The following is a 26,101-nucleotide window of genomic DNA, read 5'->3' on the forward strand; positions in this document are numbered from 1 at the left end:
CAACCCAATCAACCCCAAGCCAGAGCGGGACCAGACAACCAGAACACCGGTCGTCTGCTCCCGCTCTGGCTTGATGCTTTCAACAGAAACAAGTGGTGAGGCATCAGCATAACCTACTTGTTGCAAAAAATAGAGCAGTTGATTCGCTGCTCTTATCTCTATAGCACCCTTGCCTAGGCTCACATGCTAGATTTCTACCATGTGATTACTGCTGCAAACAGGATGAGCCTTTATTCTAATGCTCACAGGAGCCAGTACACCCCCGAGTTTTTACATGTATCATAAAATGGCATCGTGTTATGGCAAAAGGGGTATTGTAATAAGGCGTGGATACTGGAAAAACATAAGTATTTAAAAGATTGCCTCTAAATTTTTGAGGGTACTGTCAATTTTTACATCATGTTTCTCTATTTTGGCCTTTGTAAAACAAGTCCAACTTAAATCTGAGTTATGGTTTCTGAATCCAAGCGGCTAACCAGCCTGAGTATGTTTTCTCTGGTGGCGCTTGTGGCCCTAACCCTGGTGTCTGCCTTTGTAGACTTGCCTCACCCCGCCGCGGCCCCGGGGTCTTTCAATGCCGCTGACGTGGCTTGGATGCTTACCGCCACTGCCTTTGTGCTGATTATGACGCCGGGCTTGTCGTTCTTCTACGGGGGCATGGTCCGACCGAAGAACGTTATCAGCACCATGCTCCAAAGCTTCGTTGCCTTGGGCGTGATATCTATTGTGTTTTACTTCGTGGGCTTTTCGCTGAGCTACGGCGACTCCTGGCACGGCGTTATCGGCAACCCGCTCACGTTTGTTATGTTGCGCAACGTGGGTACCGCCACGCATCCGCTGTTGTCGCCTACTATTCCGTTTATTCTCTTTTTTGCTTTTCAGCTCAAGTTTGCCATCATCACGCCGGCTCTTATTACTGGTTCGTTTGCCGAGCGGGTGCGCTTTAAAGGCTATCTGGTCTTTATGGTGCTCTTCTGCCTGTTCATCTACTGCCCGCTGGCCCACTGGACTTGGCACCCGGAAGGCTTCCTGCGGAAATGGGGCGTGCTTGACTTTGCCGGCGGTACGGTGGTGCACATTTCGGCTGGTATTGCTGCTCTGGCGGGCGCTACCGTGCTGGGCCGCCGCGCCACGCACCTTACCAACACGGTGTTCTCTACCCCCAACGTGCCGTATGTGCTATTAGGTACGGGTTTGCTGTGGTTCGGCTGGTTTGGCTTCAACGCGGGTTCAGCCCTCGGAGCTAATGAGCTAGCGGTAACTGCTTTCGTGAATACTAACTTGGCTTCGGCTGCCGCTCTGGTAGCCTGGATGCTGGCCGATGTGGTGCGGGGTGGTAAGCCTTCGGCCATGGGCGCTTGCATTGGGGCGGTAGTTGGGTTGGTGGCCATTACACCCGCCGCTGGCTACGTAACCTACGGCCAAAGCTTGCTCATTGGGGTAGTAGGCTCGCTAATCAGCAACGTGGCGGTGCACTGGCAGAATAGCCGCACCACCATCGACGACACGCTGGACGTGTTTCCCTGCCACGGCTTAGGCGGTATTGTGGGCATGCTGCTCACCGGCGTTTTTGCCGACAAAGTAGGCTTGGTACACGGCACGGCCACGGTGTTTGGCTACCACGTGCTAGGACTGGTGATTGTGGTGGCGTATTCCTTTGTGGGCTCTTGGATCTTGCTTAAGCTGACAGACCGTTTCTTTGGCCTGCGGGTGAAGCTACAAGAAGAAGCCCTTGGCCTCGACCTGAGCCAGCACGAGGAGTCGACCTATCACGTAGACGAAGATTTTGAGCGCACCTACCGCAAGGAAGTAGCGAAGGAGAGCGTGTAGTACACTTGCGCGCTAGCTTCCGTCAACCGGAACAGCAACCAAGTGAGTAGGGGAGGGAATACGAAAGCCGTCGGAGGGGGGATCTGACGGCTTTCTTCTTTCTATACTCTAGCCCATGAATAGTAGAGTTAGGCCTTGTGCCTCTCAGCCCGTAGTGCTCTAATCATTTCAGCTTGCTGAAATGCCCCGCGTGTGCTGACACCGAAAGGATGTGGAAATGTGACTACTCGCGTCTCATCCTTGAACGGCAACAACACAGTCTGAACGGCCTCAACAACGACGAGACGCCAGGTAATCACACATATCTACACCCAGTTAAGGACGCAGGTAAGAGAGTCTCGCAACGTCTGCTCGGTTCAGGCAAGTGCCAAGGCTACTTCGTTCTACAACGTTTCTAGCTCAGAGCAGTGCCCCACATAAACAGCAGCCAGATAATAATCATGACACCCATGACCCCATTGTGAAGCTCGCCTTCGATGCTGAAAGCCTGCAAAACTGCTCCAGAAACACCCAATACCAATAACGCGGCTGTTGCGCCCACTGCCCAGCGGCGCGTGCGTTCGGCTACATTAGGGCGTAAGGCTACCATCAGCGGAAAAAGGGACATTAGTAAGCTGCTGCCGAGCACGCCCGTCCAGGCAAAATTGGTGAGTGCCGCTGTGACGAGCAAAGCCGCGCCTGCCCCGGCAGTGCTCATAAATGCCAGGGCCTGTCGGCGTTGCGCGTCGGAAAGTGCATGGCGACCGTAAGAGTTGAGTTGCAGTAAGCCATTGAAAATAGGGTCGGCAAACCAACTCATAAACACCAGCGGCAAGTACAGCGGCAGCAACAGCGGCACAAACCTGACCAGCACGTAGATGCCAATAAACATCATGCGGCGCGTACCGTCGCTCAGCCCTTGGGTCCAGACGCTGAAACGCAGAAAGGCGCGGTAAATCCAGTAGCGTGCTTTCAGAGCCTCAACTAGGCCTTCGCGGGCGTACTCGGAAGTGGGGCGTAGCCGCAGGGCGTCGCGGAAATGGTCGAGGGCGAGGCGGTGCTGACCGGCTTCGAGGGCTACCCAACCGGCATCGGCGTGGGTGCCGGCATCGTCGGGGTTGTAGTGCAGGGCTTGCTGCAGCGAACTGGCCGCATCGGTGGGGCGGCCAAGGCGGGCCAGGCAACGGGCCCGCAAGCTAAGGCAGTCGACGTGCTGAGCATCGTAGTAAAGGCCGGCTTCGGAGGCGCGAAGGGCACCTTCCCACTGGCCGCGCTGAAACCGGATTTGCCCTAACATGTGATGATAGTTGGGGTCGGTAGGGTCGAGTGCTAAGGCTTGCTCGATGGCCTGCTGCGCCGCCGGTAGCCGCTGCTGCCGCTGATGCGCCAGGCTAAGCAAGTAGTAAGCAAAGTCGTATTCCGGCGCCAACCCAATGGCCGTTTCTATTTCCTGCTGCCCCTGCGTTAGCTGGTTCAGATCGAGCAGGGCCATACCTAGCCAAGCGTGCGCCAACGGGTTGTCAGGGTCTTCTTGCAGCGCCCGGCGCAATTCCTGTTCGGCTTGCGTGGCGCGCCCCTGGCGTAATAGTAGCAGAATTCGGTCGGGCCAGGTGGGTTGTTCCATATAGAAGTACAGAGAAATAAAAAAGAATAGCGTAAGGTTAGCCGACCATCCTATCCGGCGAATCGTGCCGTAGGCTGCGAATACGCCAGTAAAGGAGTGCCCCGTTGCACAGAAGTAAAGCAGGCGGACTCCACGGCCATAAGAGCGTAGAGAAGGTACAAGCCAGCGTCGCGGCTAGGCTCAGAAAAGCTACGAGCAGCCAGCCTACGGGCGATTTTGTAGGCAGCGGCATATCCGTAGCTGTCTTCAATGCTTGGCCCATCCCCAATATCAATGCTGTTAGCCCTCCCGTCAACCCAGGTCCTAGTGAGCTTTCCGGTACCCCCAACTTTAGAATAATCCAGATCAGAGACGGTAACAGGGCTATTACCAGCAGAATAGCAGAAGCAATAGTGCCGTAGCGGTACAAACTTTCGTGCAAGTAAGAAGGAGCATCGGCAGGGCGGTTGCGCAACTGTCGCACCTGCGGATGCAACCGCCAATACAAGGCTTCAAATCCCATAAACAATAGCAGGGGGATACATAAAAAAGAAAGCGGAACTAGGATGAGTAAGAAATGACCCCAAGCACGCAACTGCCCTTTCTTAGTGCCTTCCGAAATAGAAGTCATGTACACATCAAGGCGCCTCGCCAAACGTCCCGGCCCGAACTGGTAGCGTAGAGCACGAGTCAGGCCCTTATGAGCCTTTGCTTCAGCAGGTGCTAGCCGCAAGACCGCCTCGAAATGTGCCTGCGCTTCCGCATAGTGTTCTTGGCGTAGGGCTTCTTCACCTAATAGCTTGTGTGCCAGTGGTAACTGCGGATGAGCTTTCACCAACTGCCGCAAACAAGCCTTCAACAAAGGCCACTGCTGCTGATTGCGCAGAGCGTTTGCGAGTTGGGTTAAGCATTCTACATGCGTTGGGTCGTAGCTAAGCCCCGTTTCGGCCGCCGCTTGCGCCTCCGCCGACCTATTGAGGACATTCAGCAACCAAGCCTGAATGCCCAAATACTTGCTGCTGATTGAATTGAGTCGTAGAGCCTGACGAATAGAAGCCTGAGCGGCTTCCACTTTGCCTTTGCGGGCCAGCGCCAAAGCAAGCAAGTAATACGCTTCACTTTCGGCTGGATTGAAGCTCAAAGCATTTTCAGCGGCGTCTATTGCTTCCGTTTCCCGTTGCTGCCGAAGGAGCGTGAAGGCTAATAGCACGTGTGCGTAAGCATCCTGCGGATAAGTTGCTAGGCGCTGTCGTACTAACTGCTCGGCCTGCGCCGGACGCCGTACGGCCAGCAATTGCTGCACCGCCTCCTGCCACCGGTCGGTGCGGATAGTTTCCATGTCCATACAAGGTGCTGGCTACGCCGAGGGCTTCTTGATGCCTAAGTAGACCAGAATGTCGTCGTACACGCCGCCTTCGTTGGAGTAGAGGGCGTAATTTTTGGCGGTAGCAAACCACTCGCGGGTGCTGGCGCGCACTTTGCCGGCGGCATCGGCTAGCGTGGCGTGCTCCAGCGGCAGGGGTTTACCGGCCTTCATCGACTCGCGCAGGCGGTTTTCTACGGCCACGTCTACCACCGCTTGCAGGTCGGCACCGGAGTAGCCAGCGGTTTGGGCGGCTAGCTTGCGCAGGTTTACGGAAGATGCCACGGGTTTGCCGCGCAGTAGCACTTCCAGCACGGCGGCCCGAGCCGCTTCGTCGGGTGGGGTGACCAGCAGAATCCGGTCGAAGCGGCCGGGACGGCGGAAAGCGGAGTCAAGGTGCCAGGGGGCGTTGGTAGCCGCCAGGATCAGCACCCCGTCGTTGGACGCGGTGGCACCATCTAACTCGGCCAGGAACTGATTGATTACGGTGCGGCCGGCGCTTTGGCGCAAATCGTGGCGGTTGGCCGCCAAGGCGTCTACCTCATCGAAAAACAGCACGCAGGGCGCCTGCAACCGGGCCTGCTCGAACAGCTGGTGCAGGTTCCGCTCACTGTTGCCAAGCCACATATCCAGGATGTCGTTGATGCCGACGTGGATAAACGAAGCCTTTACCTCGCCGGCCGTCGCACGAGCCAAGTAGGTTTTGCCGCAGCCGGGCGGGCCGTAGAGCAGCAGCCCGCCACCGGTGGCTTTGCCGTAGGCCTTGTATAGGTCGGGGAATTGCAGCGGGTGAATGATTTTCAGGCGGATTTCCTCTTTCAGAGCCTCCATACCTCCCACATCCGAGAAGTTGATCTTCGGCTTTTCGAGGCCGCCAAATAGCGCCTGCTCATCGGTGACGGGCGAGTTGGCGAAGGGTGCGGCTGTAGGTAGGCCGCCGTGCGCGGGTTGGGCCGGGGCTCGTTCGCGCAGCTTGGCGGCTAGCTCGGCATCCTCTAATGTGGGGTTGTATTGTAAGGCGGTAGCATAGGCCTCGCGGGCAGCGGGCAACTGGTTTGTTTCGACCAGCAACTGGGCGTGCAGCAGGTGCGCCCGCGCATGATCGGGGCAGGCTTCAAGCAATTCTTCTATCACCACAAAGGCCGCCGACGTTTTGCTTAGGCCCGCGTAGGTTTTAGCCAAGCCTAGCTGCAAGTCGGTGTCGGTAGGGGTTTGGCGCAGGCCGGCCCGGTATACGTCTTCTGCTTCGTTTAGCCGATTGGCGTCGAGCAGTAAACCGCCCACATGCTTGCGAAGGGGCAGATTGTCGGGTGAAAAGGAAAGGGCGTCTAGCAGGGGTTGAATAGCAGACGGATCGGGCGACATAGCCATAGTATAAGGTGCTAACTGGTAAGCGTACTGTACGAGTAAAACGTGGAAATCAACCCCTCGAACCCAACAGGTCAAAGTTCATGATTTCGAGGATAACGTACGACAACGCAACTGCAATATTTTGCCCCCTACAACTTAGCTGGCACCTATACCAACAGACCTCAATCCATCTTGCTCAAAAAGAAAGAAACCAGGAAGCCGAGCACCGTAATCAGGCCCGTGAAGTTGTGCGCTTCTTCGAAAGCCTCCGGAATCATGGTGTCGGCAATCATGGCTAGCACGGCGCCAGCCGAAACGGCCATCGTGCCGGCTACTACCTCGTTGGAAAAGCCGCTGAACAGCGTGTAGCCCAGCAACGACGCTACGCCCGAAATAACGGCAATGCCCGCCCACAGCAGTAGCACGTAGCTAGCTGACCGACCTGATTTTTTCATGCCCGCCGCACTCGACAACCCCTCGGGCAGATTGGACAGGAAAATGGCTACTACCGCCACCATGCTTACCCCGCCTCCTGCCAACATACTAAGCCCGATGACAATACTTTCGGGGATGCCGTCGAGTAGCGCGCCAATAGCCAAGGCCATCCCGTTGTCGGCTTCGTCGTTGCCCTTTGCTTGTTTCACGGAGGCACGCTCTTGCTTTTGCAGGTCGCTGGAGCGTTTGCGGTGCTTGGCGCCGTAGCGCGCTAGCAGCCAGTTGGCGAGGGTATAGACGGCTGCGCCACCCACAAAGCCCATAGCGGTGGAGTTGAAGCCACCTTTTTGGTAGGCTTCCTCCATCAATTCCAGGGAAAGAGTGGAAATCAGAACCCCGCTGCCAAACGCCATAATGGCGGCAATCAGCCGTTGCGGCACGCGGGCGAAGTAGCCAAGCGCTGCGCCCAGCAGCAGTGCCGAACCCGAAACAAGGCCCCAGAAGCCGGCCAGCACCCAAGTAGGAAACGTCATGTACGAAGAGAAGAAGGTGCGCACCTGCGTGGCCCGCGTGTTGGCGGATTATACGCACCCTGATGTTCAGGTTGTCTTCAGGCTGCACCTGAGTTTGCAGGCTGCTAAGCGTCAGCTAGATAATTAATCGGGCCTTTGCCTGTGCCAGTCTGCATGGCAAGCAACCAACCTAACTACTAGGTGCTACGCCGTTAGGAACTGCGCCAGCACCGCTTGCAGCGTAGGCTCGTCTACTGCGTCGATGGCAACTTTCTTGAAGGGCGAGGTGTGGCCTGAAACCAGGGTGATGTTGGATTTGCTGACGCTGAATACCGCTGCCAAGTAACTCAGCAAACAGGCGTTGGCTTTGCCATCGTGGGCGGGGGCTTGCAGGCGCACGGTTACGGTGCCATCGGGAGCTACCAGCAGTTGGTTGGCTCGGGCATTGGGCTTGGCTTTGAGGTGAAGTGAAACGGGCACAGGCTCTGAAACCGGTTAGGCGGGGTCGTTGTAGGCGTCGTACACGTTCCAGGCCCAAATCACAAAGGGTACGATTAAGGTCCAGGCCAGCAAAAAGCCGACGGCGCCCCCAACAGCCCAAATCAGAAAGGCCTTCAGAAGTTGTCCTTTGATAAGTTGCCCTAAGCCCGGGATAAAAAAGGAAAGCAACGCTGGCACGCCATAGGTCGGTTTCATGGTCTTTGCAATTAACTGTGAGGTGGTGGGCAAGTATAGAGAAAAACAGCAGCTTGACGGTGCCTCGTTCAGGGCCACTACAGCTCACTTGTTGCTGCCTACCCGCGCCTGACCAAAAGGGCACTGGTCGAGCACGACGCAACGGCCGCAAGCAGGGGTATGGAAGTAGCAGCACTTCTGCCCGTGGTACATGTACGCTTCGTGGTGGTCGTACACTTGTTGCGCATCCCAATCGGGTGGTAGCAGGGCAGCGAGCATAGCGTGCGCGGCGCCTTCTCCTACTTTCGGACCAATCAGACCTAGGCGCTGGGCAACGCGGTGGTGGTGGCTATCAACGGGCATAGCCGGAATGCGCAGCTTGCTGAAAAGCAGCACAGCCGCGCTGGTTTTGGGCCCCACCCCCGAAATAGATTCCAGCCAAGCGCGGGCATCCGGCACCGACTTATCGGCCAGAAAGGATAAGTCGCAGGGGCCGCCACACCGCTCACTGATTTCGCGCAGCACGGCTTGAATTCGGGGCGCTTTCTGCTCGGGCCAAGTGCACGGGCTAATGGCCTCTTGTACTTCTTCGGTGGGGGCGTCGCGTACTTGCTCCCAGGTGGGGAAGCGAGCCACAAGCTGCTGGTAGGCCCGGTGCGAATCCTGGTTGCGGGTGCGGTGGGAGAGCAGGGCACTAACCAGTTCGCTCAGCGGATCTTTGGTGCTGAAAAACGGAAATGGCGCGCCATACTCCGCGCACAGGCGGTCGTGCACGAGCAGTGCTTTCTGCTGGCGACTATCGAAGGTAGTATCGGGGGCTTTAAGGGACGGCACAGCTTAGCCTACGGGAATATCAGTTGCCAGTTGCCGGTTATGAGTTGCTGTTTGTCGTTCTGGCTATACCAATGACTGATTGATAACTGGCAACAGCCAACCCATAACCGGCAACCGAAACCCTATTCGTCGCGCCACATGGCTACTACTGGTTCTTCCTCGCCAATGCGGTAGGCCCGGCGCATGAGGTTGCTGTTGAACTCCAACGCCACATTGCCTTGCTTATCAACCGCAATAATGCCTTTGTCACCCTGCAAGTCTTCGTCGTGCAAGGCAATAGCTTCGCGGCAAGCTTCTGCGATAGGCAAGCCTTTGTACTTAACCAGCGCGTACACCTCGTGCGCCAGAGCACCCCGCAAAATCACTTCGCCATCGCCGGTGCAGGAGGCAGCACACGCATCGTTGCTGGCGTAGCTGCCGCCACCTATTGCCGGACTATCCCCAACGCGGCCTTTGAGCTGGCCCTCAATACCCCCGGTGCTGGTAGCCACAGCTAGGTTGCCGTTTTGGTCGAGCGCAACGGCGCCCACCGTGTCTTGCTGCTGGGGCTCGGCTTGCTCTTGCTCTACCAGTTCCAGCCATTGCTTGCGCGTTTTCTCGGTTTTGAAATAGTTGGGCGCCTCTAAATCCAGGCCTTGCTCCAAGGCAAATTCGATGGCGCCTTCACTGGCCAAGTACACGGGGTTGCCTCTGTCGAGCACGGCGCGGGCTAGCCGAATCGGGTTCTTCACATACCTGACGCTGTTTACGGCGCCCGCCTTGAGGTTGCTGCCGTCCATGATGCTGGCATCCATTTCCACTTCACCTTGCTGCGTGAGGCTGCTGCCGCGGCCGGCGTTGAAATGCTCGTTGTTTTCGAGGCTGGTCACGGCGGCTTGCACGGCATCGAGGGCGGTGCCGCCTTCGTGAAGCACTTGCCAACCGGCGTGCAAGGCTTGCTTTAATCCTTCCCGCTGAAGCGCTTCCTCTTCGGGCGTTAGTTGCCCGGGCTTCATGGTTACGGCGCCGCCGTGCACTACAATAGCATATTTGTTCATTGGATTGGCTGTTCTGTGAGAGGTTTGTAGACGTTAGCAGCGCGCCAAGGTTGTAAGTGTCGAGGTAGGTAGTATGCACAAAAAACAGCCTCAGCTCATCCGTATCGAGATACGCATGAACTGAGGCTGTGCTGAATGGGTAAGCAGTTGCTTATATAGAAGGCTGCCTACTTGAGTTTTGCAATTTAGGCGGGGAACAGGCCGCTAGTAACCACAACAAAATTGCGGGCAATGTTTTTAACCGAAGTAGGATCAAGAGGCTCATCAAAAGCTTCTGAAGCTGCAGTGGCATTGCCTGGAATTGCTACACCTAAGTGGGTAACGTTGTCTTCGGCTGGGAAAACAAGCGCTAGTGGGTCAGAACTAGAAGCCGGATTGCCAGCACCGTAAACTGGTCTGGTCGACGGATTGGTGTCCGGAGAAGGACCGCCATTATCCTGAAGGGAAACCCAGCTCTTCGGCTGCGCATTCATTGGTGCTGTAGGGTTGGCCACGTTGGTGATACCCCGGCGGATGGTGCGCACGTGCGAGGAGTGCCGCGCTTCCACCGAGTGGATATTCAAAGCAGCTTCAAGCACGTCTTTGTTTGGCATGAGAACTGGAGCGCCGCCTTTATAAGCACGGATACCCGTATCCACAAAAGACTGCGACACACCCAGGAAAATAGGATAAGCCGTGAATACGGTTCTAAATGGCCCATTGCCTACTGCCGTGTCACCTACCAGCGGTGTTGGGTTACGACCACCACTATAGTCGAAAGCACTACGTGCCGGCTCAGCAATAGCAAGCGAGCCTAAAGTCTGTTTCAAAATTTTGATGTGGCCTGATTCATCGTTGCGAATTTTTTCGAAGGCAGGCCGATCAGCAGTTGGAATCAGGTTAGGAGCCTTCAGGCCACTATCGTAGAAGTAGAACTCCAAGTACTCCAAGCTTAGCGCCAAGTTCAACACGGCAACAATGTCAGCTGGAAGTGCAGTGCCCTGCCCGTAAGCACGCTGGAAAAGGCCGCTTACTAAGCCCGGCAACACAGCAGCCGTTACGGCTTTGCCAGCCATACCAAAGTGTTTGAATACACGGCGACGCGAGTCGAGACGATCGTAGATCTCAGGATCAACCTGCTCGATTTCCTTGATTAGTTTAAATAAATCCATGATGGAGGAGACGATTTGTAGTGAAAAGACCAGCTAAAGCCAGCTTATTTAAAACTGTTGGCGCTAATCTTAGAGCCTTCTTTCAAGAACTGATTGGCAGTTTCTACCACTTCAGCTGGTCGCTTAGACCTTTCCAAACCAGTGCCGTTGCCCACACCAGGGGTTGAAGCGTTACCAGATGGCGTGAACAAGTCCACTACATCGTTATCCACGAACGAGTTATAAGAGCGCAAGTCACGAATAAGAGCTGCGTGCCGAGCTTCTACCGATACAATTTTACCGGCTACTGCCAAATAACCAGGAGCCGTAATAAAGCGGCCAGCTCCATTGTACGCAGCTACTCCTAAATCTTCAAAGGCTTGAGCAGCAGTAAGTACACTGTTCTTATCCCCAAAGTTGATAGTGCTGAAATCGGGCTCCAATGCTTTTATAGCACCATTACCAAGAGCTGTTTTGAAGAAATCGGCGTGAATCTGTTCGTGCAGCGCCAGATCATCAAAGATTTGCTTTTCAGAAGCTGGGGCACCTGTATAGTACGCGCCTCCTTTTACTGCAGCATAAAAAGCTGCTTCCAACTGCTCAAGCGCGTAGGCATAATTGAGGATGCCAGGGTCACCTGAACCTACGTCAATACGGTTATTGCCATTTTCACTGTCGTCGTCGCAGCCAGCTAGCAAAAGGCCACCAACGGCCATAGTAGCACCCGAGTAACGCAGGAAGGAGCGGCGGGAAGTAGAGGTCGGCTGGGCGGCCGGCTCTGGGGGAAGGAGAAGCTTGGTCATAGCGGTTTAGTACATCTGGTGTGAAACATGACTTGATGTACGGGGACTGCGCCGCTGCTACTTTGCTTAACAGATTAATTACGTGTTTATTGGTACGTATTTACGTGTTTGTTACGATAGTTTGGTATTCGAGAGCCTTACATATAAAGATGTAAATACTTTGAAGTAATACATAAAATTTTGCCATTTCGAGGCAAGCAAAAAACCGGAATGATCTAATTTTGTTATGGGTCGTTTTGGTCTTTTGCTTGCCTCGAAATTTGCTTTACGCAGGCACTGCTACTTGCTCGGAGGTAGGCGTTGAGCTACCAATTGGCACCTCCACCCGCTCCACTGTTACTACCACAAACTTGGAAGTCGGCGTGTTGCTTTTGTAGGCCACGCTGCCAATGGGCACTAGCACGTTGCCTTCGGGGAAGTACATGGCGCAATTGCCTTTCGGAATATCATAGGGAATGGCAATGAACTTCTCGGCGTGGCGCTGCTGATCCAAGAAGTGGCTGGTGATGTTGACTAGCCCTTTCTCCTTGATGCCACGGTCGGCCATATCCTCCGGGTTCAAGAAGATGATGCGCCGCTCGCCATGGATACCCCGATACCGGTCGTTGTAGTCGTAAACGGTGGTGTTGAACTGGTCGTGCGAGCGGATGGTCATGAGCACCAATTGGCCGGGTTCCAACACGTGTTTTTCATAGGGCGTGCTGGTGAAGTTGGCTTTGGCGTTTTCGGTGGTGAAATTCCGTTCGCGGGGGCCATTAGGTAGGTAGAAACCGCCGGGGTGCCGCACTTTCTGGTTGAAGTCTTCGAAGCCAGGAATGGTGCGGGCCACATAGTCACGGATGAGGTCGTAGTTTTCGGTGCAGCCCACCCAATCTACCGTGGTCCGCTCGCCCAAGGTGGCAATGGCAATGCCGCACACAATGGCTACTTCGCTCAGCATCTGGTCGGATATGGGCTCTAGCACGCCTTTGCTCATGCTAACCACGCCCATCGAGTTTTCGCAGGTCATGAACTGCTGCCCCGACTTCTGCATGTCGATGTCGATGCGGGTTTTGCAAGGAAGCAGCAAGGCCATTTCGCCGTTTACGAGGTGGCTGCGGTTGAGCTTCGGCGTTACGTGTATAGACAAACGCAGCTTGCGCATGCCCTCGGCCACAAATTCGGTATCGGAGCAGGCCGAGAGCATATTGCCGCCCATGGCCATAAACACCTTTACTTTCCCGTCGTGCAGGGCTTTCACTGCTTCCACTACGTCCCAGCCAAACTCGCGGGGCGGCTCGAAGTTGAATTCCTTGGCCAAGGAGTCGAGGAAGGTGTCAGTGGGACGCTCCCAGATGCCCATTGTTCGGTCGCCTTGCACGTTGGAGTGGCCGCGCACCGGGCAAAGACCCGCACCCGGAATACCAATGGCGCCTTTCAGGAAGTGCAGGTTGGTGATTTCCTGAATGGTGTACACGCCGTTTTTCTGCTGCGTAAGGCCCATGGCCCAGCAGGTAATGATTTTTTTGTGGCGGGCTACTAAGCTAGCCGCTTCCTGAATCTGGGCTCTGGTAATGCCACTGGCTTCTTCGATATCGACCCAGCTCGTGTTGTTGAGCGTTTCTACTAGCTCCGTATAGCCCGTAGTATAGCTCGTAATGAAATCGTGGTCGAGCACTTGGCCGGGGTTGAGCGCCTCCGCTTCCAGCAAGCACTTCATGATGCCGCGCATCACAAGCTGGTCGCTGTTGATGCGCACTTGCAGGTAAATATCAGTGATGGGCGTACCGTCGCCGAGCAAGGTCCCCAAGGCCTTGAGCGGATTCATGAAATCCTGCGGGTTCTTGAAGTGCAGCAGGCCCGCCTCGTGCAAGGGGTTGATGCTGATAATCTTGGCGCCGTTTTTCTTGGCCTTTTGCAAAGCCGTGAGCATGCGCGGGTGGTTGGTGCCAGGGTTCTGGCCGATAATCAAAATGACTTCGGCGTCGTAGATGTCGTTGAGCGTGACCGAGCCCTTGCCCAAGCCCGTGGTGTTGCTCAGGGCCGCGCCGCTGCTTTCGTGGCACATGTTCGAGCAGTCGGGCAGGTTGTTGGTGCCAAATTGCCGCACGAACAGCTGGTACAAGTAGGCGGGCTCGTTAGGTACTTTGCCCGAGGTATAGAAAATGGCCTCATTGGGTGATTTCAGGGCATTCAGCTCCTGACCAACCAAATCAAAAGCTTCGGGCCACGAAATAGGCGTGTAGTGCGTAGCCCCGGGCCGCAACACCATGGGGTGCGTGATACGGCCGGCATTGTTCAGGTCGCGGTCTGTCATGCGCGACAAGTCCGCTAGGCTGTGCTTGGCAAAGAACTCGGGCCCTACCGGGTCGGATTGGGCATCGGAGGCCGTGGCCTTGGCTCCGTTCTCGCAGAATTCAGCTACCGAGCGGTGGTCATCAGGGTCGGGCCAGGCGCAAGATGAGCAGTCGAACCCGTCTTTTTGGTTGAGCTTCAGCAACGCATGCGTGCCGCGTACCGGGCCGTCCTCACTGAAAGCAAACGCCCCAGACTTGAGCACAGCCGTTACGCCGGCAGCCACTTTAGCGGGCTTGCCGAGGTGCAGGCCCGTAAATTCTTCGGGGGGCTGCGCCAGAATCGGGTGCTTGTGTTTGGCGCCTAACGTATCAGGAGCCTCCATGGGGCGCTCATCCATCGACTTTCGGTCGGGGGAGGTGCTCCAGTTGTCGCTCGTGGGCGCGGCGCCTTGGTCGGGCCGCTCACCGCTTTTGGGTACGTTGTTGCTGGCCGTTTGCTGTTCGGTTTTGCCGGCCTGATTAGGGTCGTAGGCAGGAGATTTATCCATGATTCTTCAAGAAATAGGAGGATAGTGTGGCTGAGTTTGGTAGGTGGAAATCCGAGCGTTACACCGAAACCAGAACGTCATGCTACGCTTAGACGGCATTTCGCAAGCAGTAACCATGTACCACCTCCGCGAAGTGCTTCCCAAGCGCAGCATGACGTTCTGATGTAGCAGGCTGTCATGCTGCTGCATCAGCAGCGTGCTCTGCTAGCAACAAGTCTTACAGACCCATCGAGTCTTTGATATTGCCCATGATGGAGTCGGTGAGCGTCATTTGCTCTTTTTGGGCGTGGCCCTCAGGCACTGGAGGAGCTAGCTTGGGCTCGCCACCCATGGGCTCGGCTTTCATCACGTGGAATTCGCCTTTGCCGTCAATAGACGGGCCTTGCGTCCAGCGGCCGTTCGGCGTACCGATGTCGTTGACACTGGTGCTCACGAAAGCGTAGCTGAACTGCTGCACTTCCTGGTTTTGCGGAAAAGAGTTCGGGATGGGGTGTACACCGTGCATGCCGCCTAGCTCTTCGATTACGGCAAGCCACTGGTTTTGGTGCATGGTGTCACGGGCAATCAGGAAGGAAAGCATGTCTTTCATGCCAGGGTCGTCGGTCATTTCCCAAAGGCGAGTTGCCAACACCCGACCCGTGCTTTCGGCCATTACGTTGGCGTACATATCGGCGGCAGTATTGCCGGAGCCTACCACCCACGACCCGTTAAAGGGCACACCGTTGGCGTCGACAGCCATAGCCGCCATGCCCGATGAAAGCAGGTGGCGGGGGTCCATGCCGCCCATAATGGCGCCTACCATTTTGTCTTTCGCCATTTCATCTTTCAGGCTGGTTGGAGCTCCCTCCAGGTTTAGGGCCACGGCAGTAGCCAGCATCTCGATGTGGGCTATTTCTTCGGTGCCGGTTTCCATGAGCATGTCGCGGTACTTGGCCGGGCCGCGGTTGCCCCAAGCTTGAAATAGGTATTGCAGACAAACCCGAATCTCGCCTTCTATGCCGCCAATAGCTTGCTGAAGCATGCGCGCAAAAACAGGGCTAGGCCGGTCGACCCGAACTTTGTACTGCAATTCTTTATCGTGATAAAACATGGGCTGAAAATGGATGGTGAGAGGGGAACCCGACACCTGCCGGGTTCCTGTCTATACGTCCCATTTTGACGCAGCAGCCGCTGAAAAAACACGTATTTTCTGCGTATAAACCCGCAAAGTCCGCGCGAAATAGCTAGCCGGATCTGCCACTGTTCAGGTAGCCAACTCCGAACGCTAGCCTAGCTTTTGCCTGCTATTTACCTCAGCAAAAGAGCCCACCCAGGCCAAGTGCTGACGTAGAAGTCAACGCTTGGCCTGGGTGGGCTCTTGCTTTAGAAGGAAAACCTACGGGCACATTTGCCTCAGCTTATTGCTTTGGTTGCATAGTCGCCGTGAAGTTGCAGGTCGTGAGGGTACCCCCTTCGCGTAGCACCCAGTTGCCGGGCTGCCCTAGCCACTGCAAGCGGCCAGTGCTGTCGTAGCTGTTGGCAAAGTCCAGCGAATGCACGTCGATGGTTTCGGTGCCCACACGGTTGACGCGCAAATGCTCAACGTATTGTAGCTCCAGCTTGCCCGTGTCGATGCAACTGGGGTGGAGGGCCAAGTTGTGTGCCAGCGACGGCATGGCAGCCGACGGATAAAGCAGCCCGTCGAAGGTGCTGCCCAACTCGCAGGCCTCGGCTATGGCAATAGATAGGCGATAATCGTGGTGTTTGTCGGCGGCTACATTGCGCGTAAAGGCCTTGGTCAGGAAAGCTGCCGTTGGGCGCGCTGCGGAAGGGAGCTGACTTATGGCCTGGCGCAAGGCCTTGTTGCGGTCAGAATTCGGATTGTCAGTGCACTGGTCGGCCGCGTGAAAGCTAACGAGCCGGAGCGGTTGCCGACTAATCCAGCGCGTAATCAAAATTTGGTCGTTGGGCTTTACGCCGGCTTCGAAGAATGGCGGGTGCCAAGTGGCACTGGCGTAGAACATGGGCACCCCGGCGCGGTTGGCGCGTTGGTCGTGTTCTATGCGCTCGGAAGGCGGATACGAAACGTCACCGACTCGCTCCGGCGGCTCCTGGCAAGCCACGCCCCGGTAGACAAGGGTACCGGCGGGCAACTCTAGGCAGCGCACGGCAGAGCTAGCCAGCAACCGGCGCACCCGACCCAGCAGTGAATCAACGGAATGCCGTCGGCCATTTAGGTGGCGGAGCCGTCTAATTTGTCGGTAAATATGAATTTCGCTGGCTGGAGTTGGCGCCTGCACACTCATATGTTAGGGGGGAATTTGGGGGTGGTGGGAATAGGCAGGTTGTCTTGTAGTAACTCTCGGGGGCCTTGGTAATCGTTGGCGGGCTGCAGGTGCAGTAGCAGGCTTAGCCCGCTGGTCACGAGCTGCTCTAACACAGCCTCAGGCATGCCGCACCACTGTAGTGTCACGCCGGCCGTGCGGGCGAGGCAATCGGCATTGAGGATAGCTCGTTGGCCCTGCCAGGACATGGGTTCCAGGCGCTGGCAGTCAATCCAGACCACTGCCATCTTATTGGCAATAACCTCTTTGATTGCCGCTTCCAGTTGATGAGCTGCTCCCACATCAGTACACTGCCCACGTAGACTCACGCCTGTTTTTCCCTGGGCTTGTTTGATGTGAGCTGTGAAGTGTGCCATCAGAACTCTCTTTTAGCAACGACACATGCCGAAGACCAAGGCAAAGCTATCGAGCTAATAAACCGCCATTGTAGGGGGAAATGCTGATTTCCCGTTGCGGCTTACGCTGATTTTACTGGTCCGTACTCTTGGTTTTTAATCGAGTTGCCTCTGGAGGAAGCAGCTATTAAACAGAAAAGGCCACAAGCGCCCGTATGCAACCGACGTTTGTGGCCTCTCCTTTTGGTGGTCAGGGGCGAATTACTCGGACTCAGACTCAGCCTTTTGGTTGATGTAGTTCTTGGCTAAGTCGTTGAGCTTGGTGTCGGTGAGCTGCTCTTCTTCCAGGCTTTGGCGCAACAGATCGGCAGCCTTGGTGTGGCCCAGCCGTTCGGCGAAGTGGGCGGCAGTGCCGTAGCCCGAAATTTCGTAATGCTCGATGCGCTGAGACGAGGCAATCAGGGCGGCATCCATTACCTCGGGGGTAGCATTTTCCGACATGGTTTCCTGGCCTTCGGAAATCAGGCCTTCCATGGCTTTGCAGGTGTGCCCGGTGATGTCCAGACCCAGGTCTTTCGCAATCTGTTCGAGGCGGCTTACTTGCTTCTCGGTTTCATGTAAGTGGCGCTCAAACCCGCGGCGCAAGCGGCCGTCTTTCGAGGCTTCTGCCATCAGAGGCAATGCTTTTACCAACTGATTTTCGGCGCTGTACAGGTCTTTGAGTTGCATCTCGAACAGGTCGTCGAGGGTCTCTAATTTGTCGAACATAGCAAGGAAAGTAAAGTGAGAGGAGTAGGCTGCCACTAGCAAGTAGTAACTGAGTATTCCTTACGCCTCGTCTATTCCGGCGTTCCTGTGCAGCTTGCTATTTACTACTTATACGGCTCCTCTACTAGTAGCTGAGAGCGTGTAGTAAATACCTGTAAATTAATAACATATAAATAGATGCAAGCTCAACAAAGCTGGCTATTCTTGCGGAAAATACGGACCTGAAAATACGTGCTTTTTACGAGTCATTTCTGGAATGCTGCCTGTTGGCTCTAGTAGCTGGTGGCGCAGTGAGAAGCACAGAAACTGAATTACTATCCGTGCCCGTTACTGGTAGCCTGCCATTCGTCCCGAGCCTATGAAGAAGCTAGTCGCTTGCTCCTGGTAAGAAGCGGATTAAACGCTTGCGGGCACGTGCCTATCTCCGTTGCTACAGGCCCCGGTTGTAGATGCTGATGGCTTGCCGCATGTTGTTCTGGCTTTTGCCACCCAATACCAACGGCACGATAAGGAAGGGAATGCCGCCATACACCAGAGGAGAAATAACAGACCCATTGCCCTTATCGGAATTCAAGGTTGAAATAAGCCCCGCCACCATCAAACCGCCGCCTGCAATATAGCTTAGCGTGGTATACCGCTGGTATTGGCGAGCTTGGAGCAACAGGTTGGTGCAGGTCTGGTTGTCGGCGGTGGCCAGCATCAGGTTGCGCAGGCTCAGGTCCTCGATGGGGCCATTGTCTTTGCTGAAGTACTCGGTTTTGGTGGTGCGGTACACGGGGCCGCCATAGCCGTAGGGGCTGCCAAATCCTCCGAAGCCCCCGTAGCGGCCGTACCCGTAGGGGCTGCCGAAGCCGTTGCCGGCATACTGCGTGCTCGTGATGGAATATAGGCTAAGCCGGCCTACCCGGTCGCGGCGCAAGGTGGTTTCGCGCGACGAGCGGCCGGGCAAGGTGGTGCGCACATAAAAGCCGGTTTCGTCTTCGTAGTAGCGCACTTGGTCTAGCTCCAACCGTTGCTGCCCGTCGAGTAACAAGAAAGAGCGACCAATCAGCGGCTGCTTGACGAGAACGTCGTAGGCTTGGTAGACTTTGCCGTCTTTCAAGCCTACTGCGAAGCGCGTGGTATTACCGGGCGGCAGCGCTGCCCGTTGCTGCTGTTGCTGTCGCACCGAATCGGGCACGACGGGCGGGGAGGCCAGTTGGCGCGGTGCGGTTGGTGGGGCTGCGCGGCGAGTGGTATCAGGCGTGGCGGGTCGGGTAGTGGGCGTGGGCAGCGTGTTGAGTTGGCGTGGGCCTTCCTGGGCCTGCGCAGCAACAGTTTGTAACAAGGAAAAGCTGCTCAGCAAAACCAAAACCGAACGGTGCATCATGACAAAGAAAGCGAGGAAGAGTACAACAGGATGAAAGTAACGGTTGACTTGCAAAAACCTGCATCCCGGACAATTTGCCTCCCCGCTGTTCTATTTCAGAAGCTTTTCCAGTAAGCTCATACTATCGACCATGTCGGCTGCGGTTTCAAAGTCCAGCGGCTTCAGAATGTAGCCGTTAACCCCGAGGTTCTGCACATTCAGCCGGTCGACATCCAGCACCGAGGTAGTCGTTATAAACACCGGAATTGTTGATAACTCCGGGTGCTTGCGGATTTCAGCCAAAAACTCGTGGCCGTTCATCTTGGGCATGTTCAGGTCCAGCAAAATTACCTCGGGCAGCGGCTGAATCGGTTCTACGCCGTTGGTACCGAGCAGCAAGTCCAGCGCTTCCAATCCATTGAAGGCAGTGTAGAGCTGGTGCTGAATATTAAATTTTTCGAAAGACTTCTTGACAGTCATCGTGTCGAAGAAATCGTCCTCAACAAGCAGTACTGAACGCATACGGTGGGGTAGTAGAATGGTAGTTTAGCGAAGCGTGAATTTGGTATTCCAACGGCGCAAATGGCGCCAGTCGAGCCTCAAATTCATTGCTTCACCTGTTTCGGCCAAGTGAAGACAAACGTGGCACCCTGTCCAACTGTCGATTCGACGTGAATAGTGCCTTTTTGCTCGTCGATGATCTTTTTTACGATACTTAAGCCAATGCCGGTGCTTTCGGCGGTGTGACGGTCGCGTAGGGTCTGGAAAATCAGGAAGATTTTTTCGTGGTATTCCGGGGCAATGCCGGGGCCGTCGTCCTGTACCCGGAACTCGTAGCAGCGGCCTATGTCGCGGCAGCCAATAGTGATGGTGCCAGTTGGCTTGTGGTGGTACTTAACGGCATTGCCGATTAAGTTGGTGAACACCTGCTCCAAGCTAAGGCGGTTGGTGAGGAAGGTGGGCAGCGGATCGGGGCGCACCACCTGAAAACCCGCCGGAACCACCATTTCCGCTATTTCGCTCACCAGCTGATCTACGTTTACTTGCTCCTCGGCTTGGCTGGCCCGGCCCGCCCGGGCGTACGCCAGCAGCCCATTGATGAGGTCTTCCAGCCGGTTCAGGCGGCCTTTCATCATGGTCAAGTATTGGCGCATCTGCTGGCTTATCTCGCTGGCCAGCTCGTCTTCAATCCATTTCAATACCGTTGTGACGCCCCGCAACGGTGCTTTCAGGTCGTGGGCGGCTACGTAGGCAAACTGGTCGAGTTCTTTGTTGCGGTTTTCCAGCGTTGTAAAGTTCTCTTCCAGTGTTTGCGTCATTCGGTTGAGCGAGGTAGCTAAGTTGCCGAGGCTGTCCTGCTGCTTTTCGCTGCGGATTTTCACGGTGTAGTCGCCTTGCACCACCCGTTCGGCCAACTCCTCGATAATGTCGATGCGGCGTGCTGTGTCCTCGTTCACCCTGGTTAGCTCCTCCTGCAGGTGCTGGTTGGCTTTCAGCTCGCGCGAAATTTTCAGAAACAGCCACAGCACAATCAGCACGGCCAATACTGCCGCCATGATGATGGCAAAAGGGGTGGTGTTCTGGTAGAAATCCTGGTACTGCATTCGGTCGCGCAGGAGGGTTTCTTCGGAAGCGCGCAGCCGCACAAGCATGCCATTGAGCTGGTTGAGGTTGTTCTGGTCGGCTATCACCAAGTCGCGCGCCGCCAAGGGCGAGGGGGGCAAACTAGTCCATTGCCGCAGAAACGACTTTTCCTGGCCTACCAGTCGCCGAAGCGTATCGAGGCGGCTTTGCTGCTCGGGATTGTCGCGGGTGAGTTCCTGCAACGAATCCAGGTCCACCCGAACGGATTGGAATCCATCACGAAAAGTCAGCAGGTAGTTGTTGTCGCCGATCAGCAGAAAGCCGCGCACCGACATTTGCGCGTCTCGTATCCGTATGCGCAAATCGGAGGTGTATTGTAATACTCGGTTGGTATGCTGCACCTGCCGCGTGTAAAACGACAATTGCTCGATGCTTTTATAAGCACCCAACGACGTAAGTAGTAGCACAGTTAGGGCTAGGCTAAAGCCCAGAATAATTTTGGTATTGAGCTTTAAGCGCATCGAATAACAACCATGTACAAAAGTCACAGCACTTACGCGCCAGCAAGAATAACGGTTGAGCCTGCAAGTTATTCGGCCACTAACCCGTCGCTCCGAAGTCTTTAGGAGCACGACATGGGGCCGCGCCTGCTAAGCACTTCAAGCCGCAATGTACCGCCTCACCCACAGCGAATTCAAGCCTGAGTAGCGCGTATGAACACTCCGTAACGCTGCATTATAACGCGGCTGGCCCTGCCTCTCGTATCTTCGCCCCATCCGTGCGTCTTTGTTTGCATTGCCCCCATGTCTGCTCCCGACCTTATTACCAGCCCCCAAAATCCGCGCATCAAGAACTTGCTGCGCTTGCAGCAGAAGTCGTCGGAACGACGCGAGCAGGGGCTGACTATCATTGAAGGGCACCGGGAACTGACCGTTGCGCACGGCGCCGGCGTAGCCGTTACGGCCTTGTTTGTGTGCCGGGAGCTGGCCGGCGAGCCACGAATGCAAGAGCTGCGGGCATTGCTCGGCGCTGGCCCCACCGAGTGGTTCGAGGTGTCGAAGGCGGTGTTCGAGAAGGTAGCGTACCGCGAAGGGTCCGACGGCGTACTGGCCTTGGTGCGGCCGCCGCGCCTCACGCTGGCTAGCTTGCCGCTGCCCGCTGCGCCGCTGCTGCTGGTGCTGGAGTCGGTGGAGAAACCTGGCAACCTCGGCGCCATCCTACGCACCGCCGACGCCGCCCAAGCCACCGCCGTTATCGTCTGCGACCCGCGCACCGACCTCTACAACCCCAATGCCATTCGGGCCAGCATTGGGTGCAGCTTCACGGTGCCTACCGTGGCCACTACCCGCACCGAACTGCTTGCGTGGTGCCAAGAACACGGCATTCGCACCTATGCCGCCGCACTCACCGAGTTGGCCGTGCCCTACACTACCTGCGACTTCCGCGGCCCTACCGCCCTCGTCATGGGCACCGAAGCCGACGGTCTCACCCCCGAACTCATGCAGGCCTGCGACCAAACCATCATCATCCCGATGCGCGGCGCCATCGACTCCCTGAACGTGAGCACCGCCACCGCCATTCTCACGTTCGAGGCGCTCCGGCAGCGGGAAGCATAACGGGAGTCCGGCAGTTAGCCGCTAAAACCTGATCGTCGCCGATAGGTTGATGACCCGGCCTTCAACGGGTGCCCAAAGCTGAGGAAAGTCAGGGTTGAGGCGCGAACCGAGCACCACTGCTTCGCGGCGCGTCTGGCGGTAATCGAACAGGTTTTCGCCGTTGAGCACCAGAATCAAAGGTCCTTGGTGGTAGCGCACTAAGCCGGCCACAATGGGGTAGCCCGGCGTTTGGCGCCCATCGGAAAGGTATTGGCGGCCGGTGTAGCTGGCTTCAATGCCCGCGGCCCAGCGTTCCGAAAAATCCTGCGTGGCCACTGCCGCTAGCTTGTGGCGGGCTGCCAGCTCTACGTTGGGATTCACGGCATCGTAGTGGCGGCGCGCATACGTAAACACATAGCCCAAGTAGAGCTCCGTTGCATGGGCGCGCAGGCGCACGTACGTTTCGGTGCCTTCACTTACCACAGGGCGGGTCGCATTAAACCAATACAGCGGCGACAGGCCCGCTCCGCTGCCTGCCGTGGGCTCCGACAATACCAGCGGGTCTTGGATGCGGGTGTAGAAGAAGCCTTGGTTTAAGGTCAGCGTAAATGTAGGGGAGAAGGTGCGCTGGTAGTTTACGTCGCCGTTCAGACCGGTAGACCGTTCTGCCTGCAAGCCAACCAGGGGCTGCACCTGCGGGTAATCTCGCTCGTCCAGCTCGTTTACGTACGGCACGGGCACGCGGTAGCCCAGGCCCCCGTTCAAGCGGGCCGTCACTTGCTCCGAGAAGCGGTAAAGCAAGCCAAGACGCGGCAGCAGGAAGTTGCCGTACTGGTTGTGATGGTCGAGGCGCAGACCAGCCTGTACAGTTAGCGCCGGAAGCACCTGCCAGTCGTCCTGCGCGAAGCCTCCAATAGTAGCGTACGTATAGTGCCCGGCCGGCAGCGCCGACGTGCTAGCTTGCGGCCGAAGCTGCTCGCCATTGAAATTGAGCCCTACTACGGCGGTATGCTGCTGGCCCAGCCGGTGCAAGTAGCTCACCTCCGAATAGTACGATAGTTGCCGGGCCCGAAAATCCACGGTGTTGTTGCTTACGCGCCGGTCGAAGCTGCTGAGCGTGCCTTTGCCGGTAAGCGTGCCCCCGGCCACGCTGTCTTGGGTGTACACCGCGTCGGCGGTGTGGCGCTGCATTTTGTTAATCACGAAGTATTGATGTAGGGCATCAGCGTCTTGGCGCACCACCTGCTGGTCGCCGCCGCGGCGGTCTTCCACGGTGCCGGTGTAGCCGAGGGCCAGTTGGCCGTGCGCATTCGGATACACAAACAGGCGCGGGTGTACGGTGAAGTTGCGCAGGCGGGGCACGTCGGTAAAGCCGTCGTTGTTCACGTCGACGTCCTGCTGCCGCGTGCCGCCCACAAAGAGCGTGTAGCCCAGTTTCTGGTTGCGGCCCGAGGCAAATCCGTTGAGGTTGGACTCGCGCAGGGTGCTTTGGTTGAGCGTGATGCTTCGCTCCGGGCTGCCTAGCTTCGGCTGCTTGGAAACCAGGTTCACCAAGCCCGCAATGGCCCCGCCGCCATACAACGTGCTCGACGAACCCTTAATTAGCTCGATCTGTCGCAAATCCAGCGGGGGCACCTGCAAAATACCGAACGAGCCCGCGTAGCCGCCAAACAGCGGCAGCCCGTCGCGCAGAATCTGCGAGTAGCGCCCTTGCAGGCCCTGAATACGCAGGTCGGCGTTGCCGGTAGTGGGCTGGGTGGGTTGAATTTGGGTGCCCGCAATGTCGCCGAGCAAGGAGGCAATATTGCCGGGCTTGATGGCATTTTCCTCCTGTAATTCCTCTTCGCCCAGCACCTCAACCCGCGTAGGCAGGTCTTCGATGCGAGAATTGGTGCGCGTACTGGTTACCACTACCTCATCTAGGGCGTTGGTTGCAGTACCCAATAGCACCAGAAGTGGCCCACCGGTTTGGGGCAGCGCTACATGCACGTTTTTAGGCCGATACCCCAAATAGCTAACCACTACGTCGGCTGCCGGGCCCGGCACGTTGTCGAGCGATACTTGGCCTTTATTGTCGGTAGCTGCGCCCAGGGTAGTACCAAGCACAGCGGCACTCACGCCAGGCAACAACTCACGGGTTGTGGAATCGCGCACTACTACCCGAATGGTGTGTTGGGCCCAGGCTGTCGGCCCCAACACTAACAGCAGGAAAAGCAGGAGAAGTTGTAGTACTTTCATAAGCAGCCAGCTAAGTACAGGGGCCTTTCTGAAGAAACGCTGAAGAAGCTGTAAGCTGCCGCTCAACCGCGTTGCGTGAAGCCCGCGCAGAACATGCATGGGTGGTGGAGCAGAAGCTTTTCACGTACACGGTATAGCTTCGCGCACGTACATCTGCTTCTAATTAGCCACCAGCTGACTATCGCGCTTATGACTTCTCTTTCCGAGCACCGCACCTTGCACGTCCACGGCCGCGTCCAGGGTGTTTTCTTTCGCCAAAGTACGCGCACCGAAGCGCAGCGCCTTGGCCTCACCGGCTACGCCCGCAACAATCCCGACGGCACCGTCACCATCGAAGCCGAAGGTCCTGTTGAAGCACTAGACAAGTTAGAAGCATGGTGCCACCAAGGCCCCGATACCGCGCAGGTAGATAAGGTGGAAGTGGAAACGGGGGAGGTGCAGGGCTACCAGACGTTCGAGGTGCGGCGTTAGGAGTTGGGGTTACAACCGCAGCGGCTATCTTAACCGAGTTTCATCTGGTTGCTTATGCCATTCATGCATCAACTCACGATTTGCGCCGCCTGCTCTTTACTGTTGCTGGCTTGTTCATCTGGCTCTGAGAAGGCAAAAACAGTAGTTCCGGCCGCCACGCCGGTGCCGGCGGAGTTTTCGCGCTACTGGTATGCTGGCCAGGCCGAACTAAGCCGCTACCAACTCCAGCAAAACCGCTACGACGACATTCACCCCGGCGAGGCGGTGCTCGTGTTTGTCACCGAAGACTTCCTGCCCACCAAGCAAGTGAAAATGGAAGGCGGAAAAACCAACGAAACAGCCACGTCGGTGCTGAAGATGAACCAGATGCGCCGCTTCACCACCGGCATCTACGACTACTCTATCAACACCTCGGTGTTCACCCCCGTAGCAGCCAATCAGTTTCCGCACACCTTCAAAGTAGCCACCTCCGTGCAGGACTGGTGCGGGCAGACGTACACCCAACTTAATCTTCGCCGCAACCAATACCAGCTCGAAGCCCATTCCTACTTCCAGCAGGAAGCCGACCAGATGGATTCGCTGGAAGTTGTGGTGCTGGAAGACGAGCTGTGGACCCGCCTTCGCCTCGATCCTAAGACTTTGCCTTTGGGTCAACTGCACATCGTTCCGGGCACCGTAGCTTCCCGGCTGCGCCACCAGCCCCTGCGCGTGGAAACAGCCAGCGCCGAGCTGGTGCCTTACCGTGGTGCCGTATTCAAGCCGGCCCAAGCTGGGGCCGCGCTGCAAGCCTACACGCTCACGTATCCCGATACTAAGCGCACCCTCACCATTGTGTTCGAGCAAGCGTTTCCTTATCTGATTGCCGGCTGGGAAGACACCTACAATGGGCAGATGCATTTCGGTAACCAGACCTACGGCAGCGCCAAGCCCCTAACCACCCGCGCCATCCGCACCACCACGCTAAAATCCGACTACTGGCAGCGCCACACCCGCGCCGACTCCGTGCTGCGCCGAGAGCTGGGCGCCACAGGATTTGGCAATTAATAATGTGCCCGTGCGGGGA

24 protein-coding genes are annotated in these 26,101 nt (G+C 56.5%); 5 read left to right on the top strand and 19 right to left on the bottom strand.

What is annotated here, in order from left to right; all coding sequences use genetic code 11:
* Window positions 1–450 precede the first annotated feature (450 nt).
* Window positions 451–1,830: an ammonium transporter gene (locus P1X16_RS01635; protein ID WP_277225779.1), complete on the top strand. Its 1,380-nt coding sequence runs from the start codon at window positions 451–453 to the stop codon at window positions 1,828–1,830.
* 394 nt (window positions 1,831–2,224) lie between these two features.
* Here P1X16_RS01635 and P1X16_RS01640 read toward each other — a convergent pair whose 3' ends face one another.
* The 4 genes from P1X16_RS01640 to P1X16_RS01655 form a co-directional block, all read right to left on the bottom strand.
* Entirely contained in the window at window positions 2,225–3,433 is a 1,209-nt protein-coding gene (locus P1X16_RS01640) for a tetratricopeptide repeat protein (RefSeq protein ID WP_277225780.1), read from the bottom strand.
* A gap of 37 nt (window positions 3,434–3,470) precedes the next feature.
* A complete protein-coding gene (locus P1X16_RS01645) occupies window positions 3,471–4,751 on the bottom strand; it encodes a tetratricopeptide repeat protein (RefSeq protein ID WP_277225782.1) in 1,281 nt (426 codons plus the stop codon).
* Window positions 4,752–4,769: 18 nt separating this feature from the next.
* A complete protein-coding gene (locus P1X16_RS01650) occupies window positions 4,770–6,140 on the bottom strand; it encodes an AAA family ATPase (RefSeq protein WP_277225784.1) in 1,371 nt (456 codons plus the stop codon).
* 167 nt (window positions 6,141–6,307) lie between these two features.
* A complete protein-coding gene (locus tag P1X16_RS01655; RefSeq protein ID WP_277225786.1) occupies window positions 6,308–7,093 on the bottom strand; it encodes a ZIP family zinc transporter in 786 nt (261 codons plus the stop codon).
* On the opposite strand from P1X16_RS01655, the gene P1X16_RS01660 reads away from it, so the two are divergent.
* A complete protein-coding gene (locus tag P1X16_RS01660; protein ID WP_277225788.1) occupies window positions 7,092–7,220 on the top strand; it encodes a hypothetical protein in 129 nt (42 codons plus the stop codon). The two genes, P1X16_RS01655 and P1X16_RS01660, sit on opposite strands and share 2 nt — an antisense overlap.
* A gap of 56 nt (window positions 7,221–7,276) precedes the next feature.
* On the opposite strand, the gene P1X16_RS01665 is transcribed toward P1X16_RS01660, so the two are convergent.
* From P1X16_RS01665 to P1X16_RS01730, 14 genes are all read right to left on the bottom strand, one after another.
* A complete protein-coding gene (locus tag P1X16_RS01665; protein WP_277225790.1) occupies window positions 7,277–7,552 on the bottom strand; it encodes a DUF167 domain-containing protein in 276 nt (91 codons plus the stop codon).
* Window positions 7,553–7,567: 15 nt separating this feature from the next.
* On the bottom strand, window positions 7,568–7,768 hold the full coding sequence (locus P1X16_RS01670; protein WP_277225792.1) for a hypothetical protein: 201 nt from the start codon (window positions 7,766–7,768) through the stop codon (window positions 7,568–7,570).
* A gap of 84 nt (window positions 7,769–7,852) precedes the next feature.
* Window positions 7,853–8,581: a Fe-S cluster assembly protein HesB gene (locus P1X16_RS01675; protein ID WP_277225793.1), complete on the bottom strand. Its 729-nt coding sequence runs from the start codon at window positions 8,579–8,581 to the stop codon at window positions 7,853–7,855.
* 122 nt (window positions 8,582–8,703) lie between these two features.
* Complete coding sequence (locus P1X16_RS01680) at window positions 8,704–9,618, bottom strand: isoaspartyl peptidase/L-asparaginase (RefSeq protein WP_277225794.1); 915 nt, start codon at window positions 9,616–9,618, stop codon at window positions 8,704–8,706.
* Window positions 9,619–9,803: 185 nt separating this feature from the next.
* The gene (locus P1X16_RS01685) at window positions 9,804–10,769 is read right to left on the bottom strand and encodes a ferritin-like domain-containing protein (protein WP_277225796.1); all 966 of its coding nucleotides are present in this window, start codon (window positions 10,767–10,769) and stop codon (window positions 9,804–9,806) included.
* Between the two features lie 44 nt (window positions 10,770–10,813).
* Window positions 10,814–11,551 carry a ferritin-like domain-containing protein gene (locus tag P1X16_RS01690; protein WP_277225798.1) on the bottom strand — a complete coding sequence of 246 codons (738 nt, stop codon included), beginning with the start codon at window positions 11,549–11,551 and terminating at the stop codon, window positions 10,814–10,816.
* 265 nt (window positions 11,552–11,816) lie between these two features.
* The gene (locus tag P1X16_RS01695; RefSeq protein WP_277225799.1) at window positions 11,817–14,375 is read right to left on the bottom strand and encodes an FdhF/YdeP family oxidoreductase; all 2,559 of its coding nucleotides are present in this window, start codon (window positions 14,373–14,375) and stop codon (window positions 11,817–11,819) included.
* Window positions 14,376–14,592: 217 nt separating this feature from the next.
* The gene (locus tag P1X16_RS01700) at window positions 14,593–15,465 is read right to left on the bottom strand and encodes a manganese catalase family protein (RefSeq protein WP_277225801.1); all 873 of its coding nucleotides are present in this window, start codon (window positions 15,463–15,465) and stop codon (window positions 14,593–14,595) included.
* Between the two features lie 307 nt (window positions 15,466–15,772).
* Window positions 15,773–16,660: an RES domain-containing protein gene (locus tag P1X16_RS01705; RefSeq protein WP_277225803.1), complete on the bottom strand. Its 888-nt coding sequence runs from the start codon at window positions 16,658–16,660 to the stop codon at window positions 15,773–15,775.
* Entirely contained in the window at window positions 16,657–17,055 is a 399-nt protein-coding gene (locus P1X16_RS01710) for an STAS domain-containing protein (RefSeq protein ID WP_277225805.1), read from the bottom strand. Before P1X16_RS01710 ends, P1X16_RS01705 begins: the two co-directional genes overlap by 4 nt.
* 240 nt (window positions 17,056–17,295) lie before the next feature.
* On the bottom strand, window positions 17,296–17,802 hold the full coding sequence (locus tag P1X16_RS01715) for a ferritin-like domain-containing protein (protein WP_277225806.1): 507 nt from the start codon (window positions 17,800–17,802) through the stop codon (window positions 17,296–17,298).
* Between the two features lie 430 nt (window positions 17,803–18,232).
* Window positions 18,233–19,171, bottom strand: a complete 939-nt coding sequence (locus tag P1X16_RS01720; RefSeq protein WP_277225807.1) for a hypothetical protein — start codon at window positions 19,169–19,171, stop codon at window positions 18,233–18,235.
* A gap of 90 nt (window positions 19,172–19,261) precedes the next feature.
* A complete protein-coding gene (locus P1X16_RS01725) occupies window positions 19,262–19,672 on the bottom strand; it encodes a response regulator (RefSeq protein WP_277225809.1) in 411 nt (136 codons plus the stop codon).
* 83 nt (window positions 19,673–19,755) lie between these two features.
* Complete coding sequence (locus tag P1X16_RS01730) at window positions 19,756–21,255, bottom strand: ATP-binding protein (protein WP_277225811.1); 1,500 nt, start codon at window positions 21,253–21,255, stop codon at window positions 19,756–19,758.
* Window positions 21,256–21,537: 282 nt separating this feature from the next.
* Between P1X16_RS01730 and P1X16_RS01735 the strand changes: the two genes are divergently transcribed.
* A complete protein-coding gene (locus P1X16_RS01735; RefSeq protein WP_277225813.1) occupies window positions 21,538–22,350 on the top strand; it encodes an RNA methyltransferase in 813 nt (270 codons plus the stop codon).
* 21 nt (window positions 22,351–22,371) lie between these two features.
* Here P1X16_RS01735 and P1X16_RS01740 read toward each other — a convergent pair whose 3' ends face one another.
* On the bottom strand, window positions 22,372–24,567 hold the full coding sequence (locus P1X16_RS01740; RefSeq protein ID WP_277225815.1) for a TonB-dependent receptor: 2,196 nt from the start codon (window positions 24,565–24,567) through the stop codon (window positions 22,372–22,374).
* A 189-nt stretch (window positions 24,568–24,756) separates the two neighbouring features.
* Between P1X16_RS01740 and P1X16_RS01745 the strand changes: the two genes are divergently transcribed.
* On the top strand, window positions 24,757–25,038 hold the full coding sequence (locus tag P1X16_RS01745) for an acylphosphatase (RefSeq protein WP_277225817.1): 282 nt from the start codon (window positions 24,757–24,759) through the stop codon (window positions 25,036–25,038).
* Between the two features lie 63 nt (window positions 25,039–25,101).
* Window positions 25,102–26,082, top strand: a complete 981-nt coding sequence (locus tag P1X16_RS01750) for a hypothetical protein (RefSeq protein ID WP_277225819.1) — start codon at window positions 25,102–25,104, stop codon at window positions 26,080–26,082.
* The last annotated feature ends 19 nt before the right edge of the window (window positions 26,083–26,101 follow it).

The sequence above is a fragment of the Hymenobacter sp. YC55 genome (genome assembly GCF_029433095.1).
Taxonomy (GTDB): Bacteria; Bacteroidota; Bacteroidia; order Cytophagales; family Hymenobacteraceae; genus Hymenobacter.

Bases quoted from the DNA above. Each gene is read 5' to 3' on its own strand.
- P1X16_RS01635 (WP_277225779.1), top strand. From the start codon at position 451: ATGGTTTCTGAATCCAAGCGGCTAACCAGCCTGAGTATGTTTTCTCTG.
- P1X16_RS01640 (WP_277225780.1), bottom strand. From the start codon at position 3,433: ATGGAACAACCCACCTGGCCCGACCGAATTCTGCTACTATTACGCCAG.
- P1X16_RS01645 (WP_277225782.1), bottom strand. From the start codon at position 4,751: ATGGAAACTATCCGCACCGACCGGTGGCAGGAGGCGGTGCAGCAATTG.
- P1X16_RS01650 (WP_277225784.1), bottom strand. From the start codon at position 6,140: ATGTCGCCCGATCCGTCTGCTATTCAACCCCTGCTAGACGCCCTTTCC.
- P1X16_RS01660 (WP_277225788.1), top strand. From the start codon at position 7,092: ATGTACGAAGAGAAGAAGGTGCGCACCTGCGTGGCCCGCGTGTTGGCG.
- P1X16_RS01655 (WP_277225786.1), bottom strand. From the start codon at position 7,093: ATGACGTTTCCTACTTGGGTGCTGGCCGGCTTCTGGGGCCTTGTTTCG.
- P1X16_RS01670 (WP_277225792.1), bottom strand. From the start codon at position 7,768: ATGAAACCGACCTATGGCGTGCCAGCGTTGCTTTCCTTTTTTATCCCG.
- P1X16_RS01680 (WP_277225794.1), bottom strand. From the start codon at position 9,618: ATGAACAAATATGCTATTGTAGTGCACGGCGGCGCCGTAACCATGAAG.
- P1X16_RS01685 (WP_277225796.1), bottom strand. From the start codon at position 10,769: ATGGATTTATTTAAACTAATCAAGGAAATCGAGCAGGTTGATCCTGAG.
- P1X16_RS01690 (WP_277225798.1), bottom strand. From the start codon at position 11,551: ATGACCAAGCTTCTCCTTCCCCCAGAGCCGGCCGCCCAGCCGACCTCT.
- P1X16_RS01695 (WP_277225799.1), bottom strand. From the start codon at position 14,375: ATGGATAAATCTCCTGCCTACGACCCTAATCAGGCCGGCAAAACCGAA.
- P1X16_RS01700 (WP_277225801.1), bottom strand. From the start codon at position 15,465: ATGTTTTATCACGATAAAGAATTGCAGTACAAAGTTCGGGTCGACCGG.
- P1X16_RS01705 (WP_277225803.1), bottom strand. From the start codon at position 16,660: ATGAGTGTGCAGGCGCCAACTCCAGCCAGCGAAATTCATATTTACCGA.
- P1X16_RS01710 (WP_277225805.1), bottom strand. From the start codon at position 17,055: ATGGCACACTTCACAGCTCACATCAAACAAGCCCAGGGAAAAACAGGC.
- P1X16_RS01715 (WP_277225806.1), bottom strand. From the start codon at position 17,802: ATGTTCGACAAATTAGAGACCCTCGACGACCTGTTCGAGATGCAACTC.
- P1X16_RS01720 (WP_277225807.1), bottom strand. From the start codon at position 19,171: ATGATGCACCGTTCGGTTTTGGTTTTGCTGAGCAGCTTTTCCTTGTTA.
- P1X16_RS01725 (WP_277225809.1), bottom strand. From the start codon at position 19,672: ATGCGTTCAGTACTGCTTGTTGAGGACGATTTCTTCGACACGATGACT.
- P1X16_RS01730 (WP_277225811.1), bottom strand. From the start codon at position 21,255: ATGCGCTTAAAGCTCAATACCAAAATTATTCTGGGCTTTAGCCTAGCC.
- P1X16_RS01735 (WP_277225813.1), top strand. From the start codon at position 21,538: ATGTCTGCTCCCGACCTTATTACCAGCCCCCAAAATCCGCGCATCAAG.
- P1X16_RS01740 (WP_277225815.1), bottom strand. From the start codon at position 24,567: ATGAAAGTACTACAACTTCTCCTGCTTTTCCTGCTGTTAGTGTTGGGG.
- P1X16_RS01745 (WP_277225817.1), top strand. From the start codon at position 24,757: ATGACTTCTCTTTCCGAGCACCGCACCTTGCACGTCCACGGCCGCGTC.
- P1X16_RS01750 (WP_277225819.1), top strand. From the start codon at position 25,102: ATGCATCAACTCACGATTTGCGCCGCCTGCTCTTTACTGTTGCTGGCT.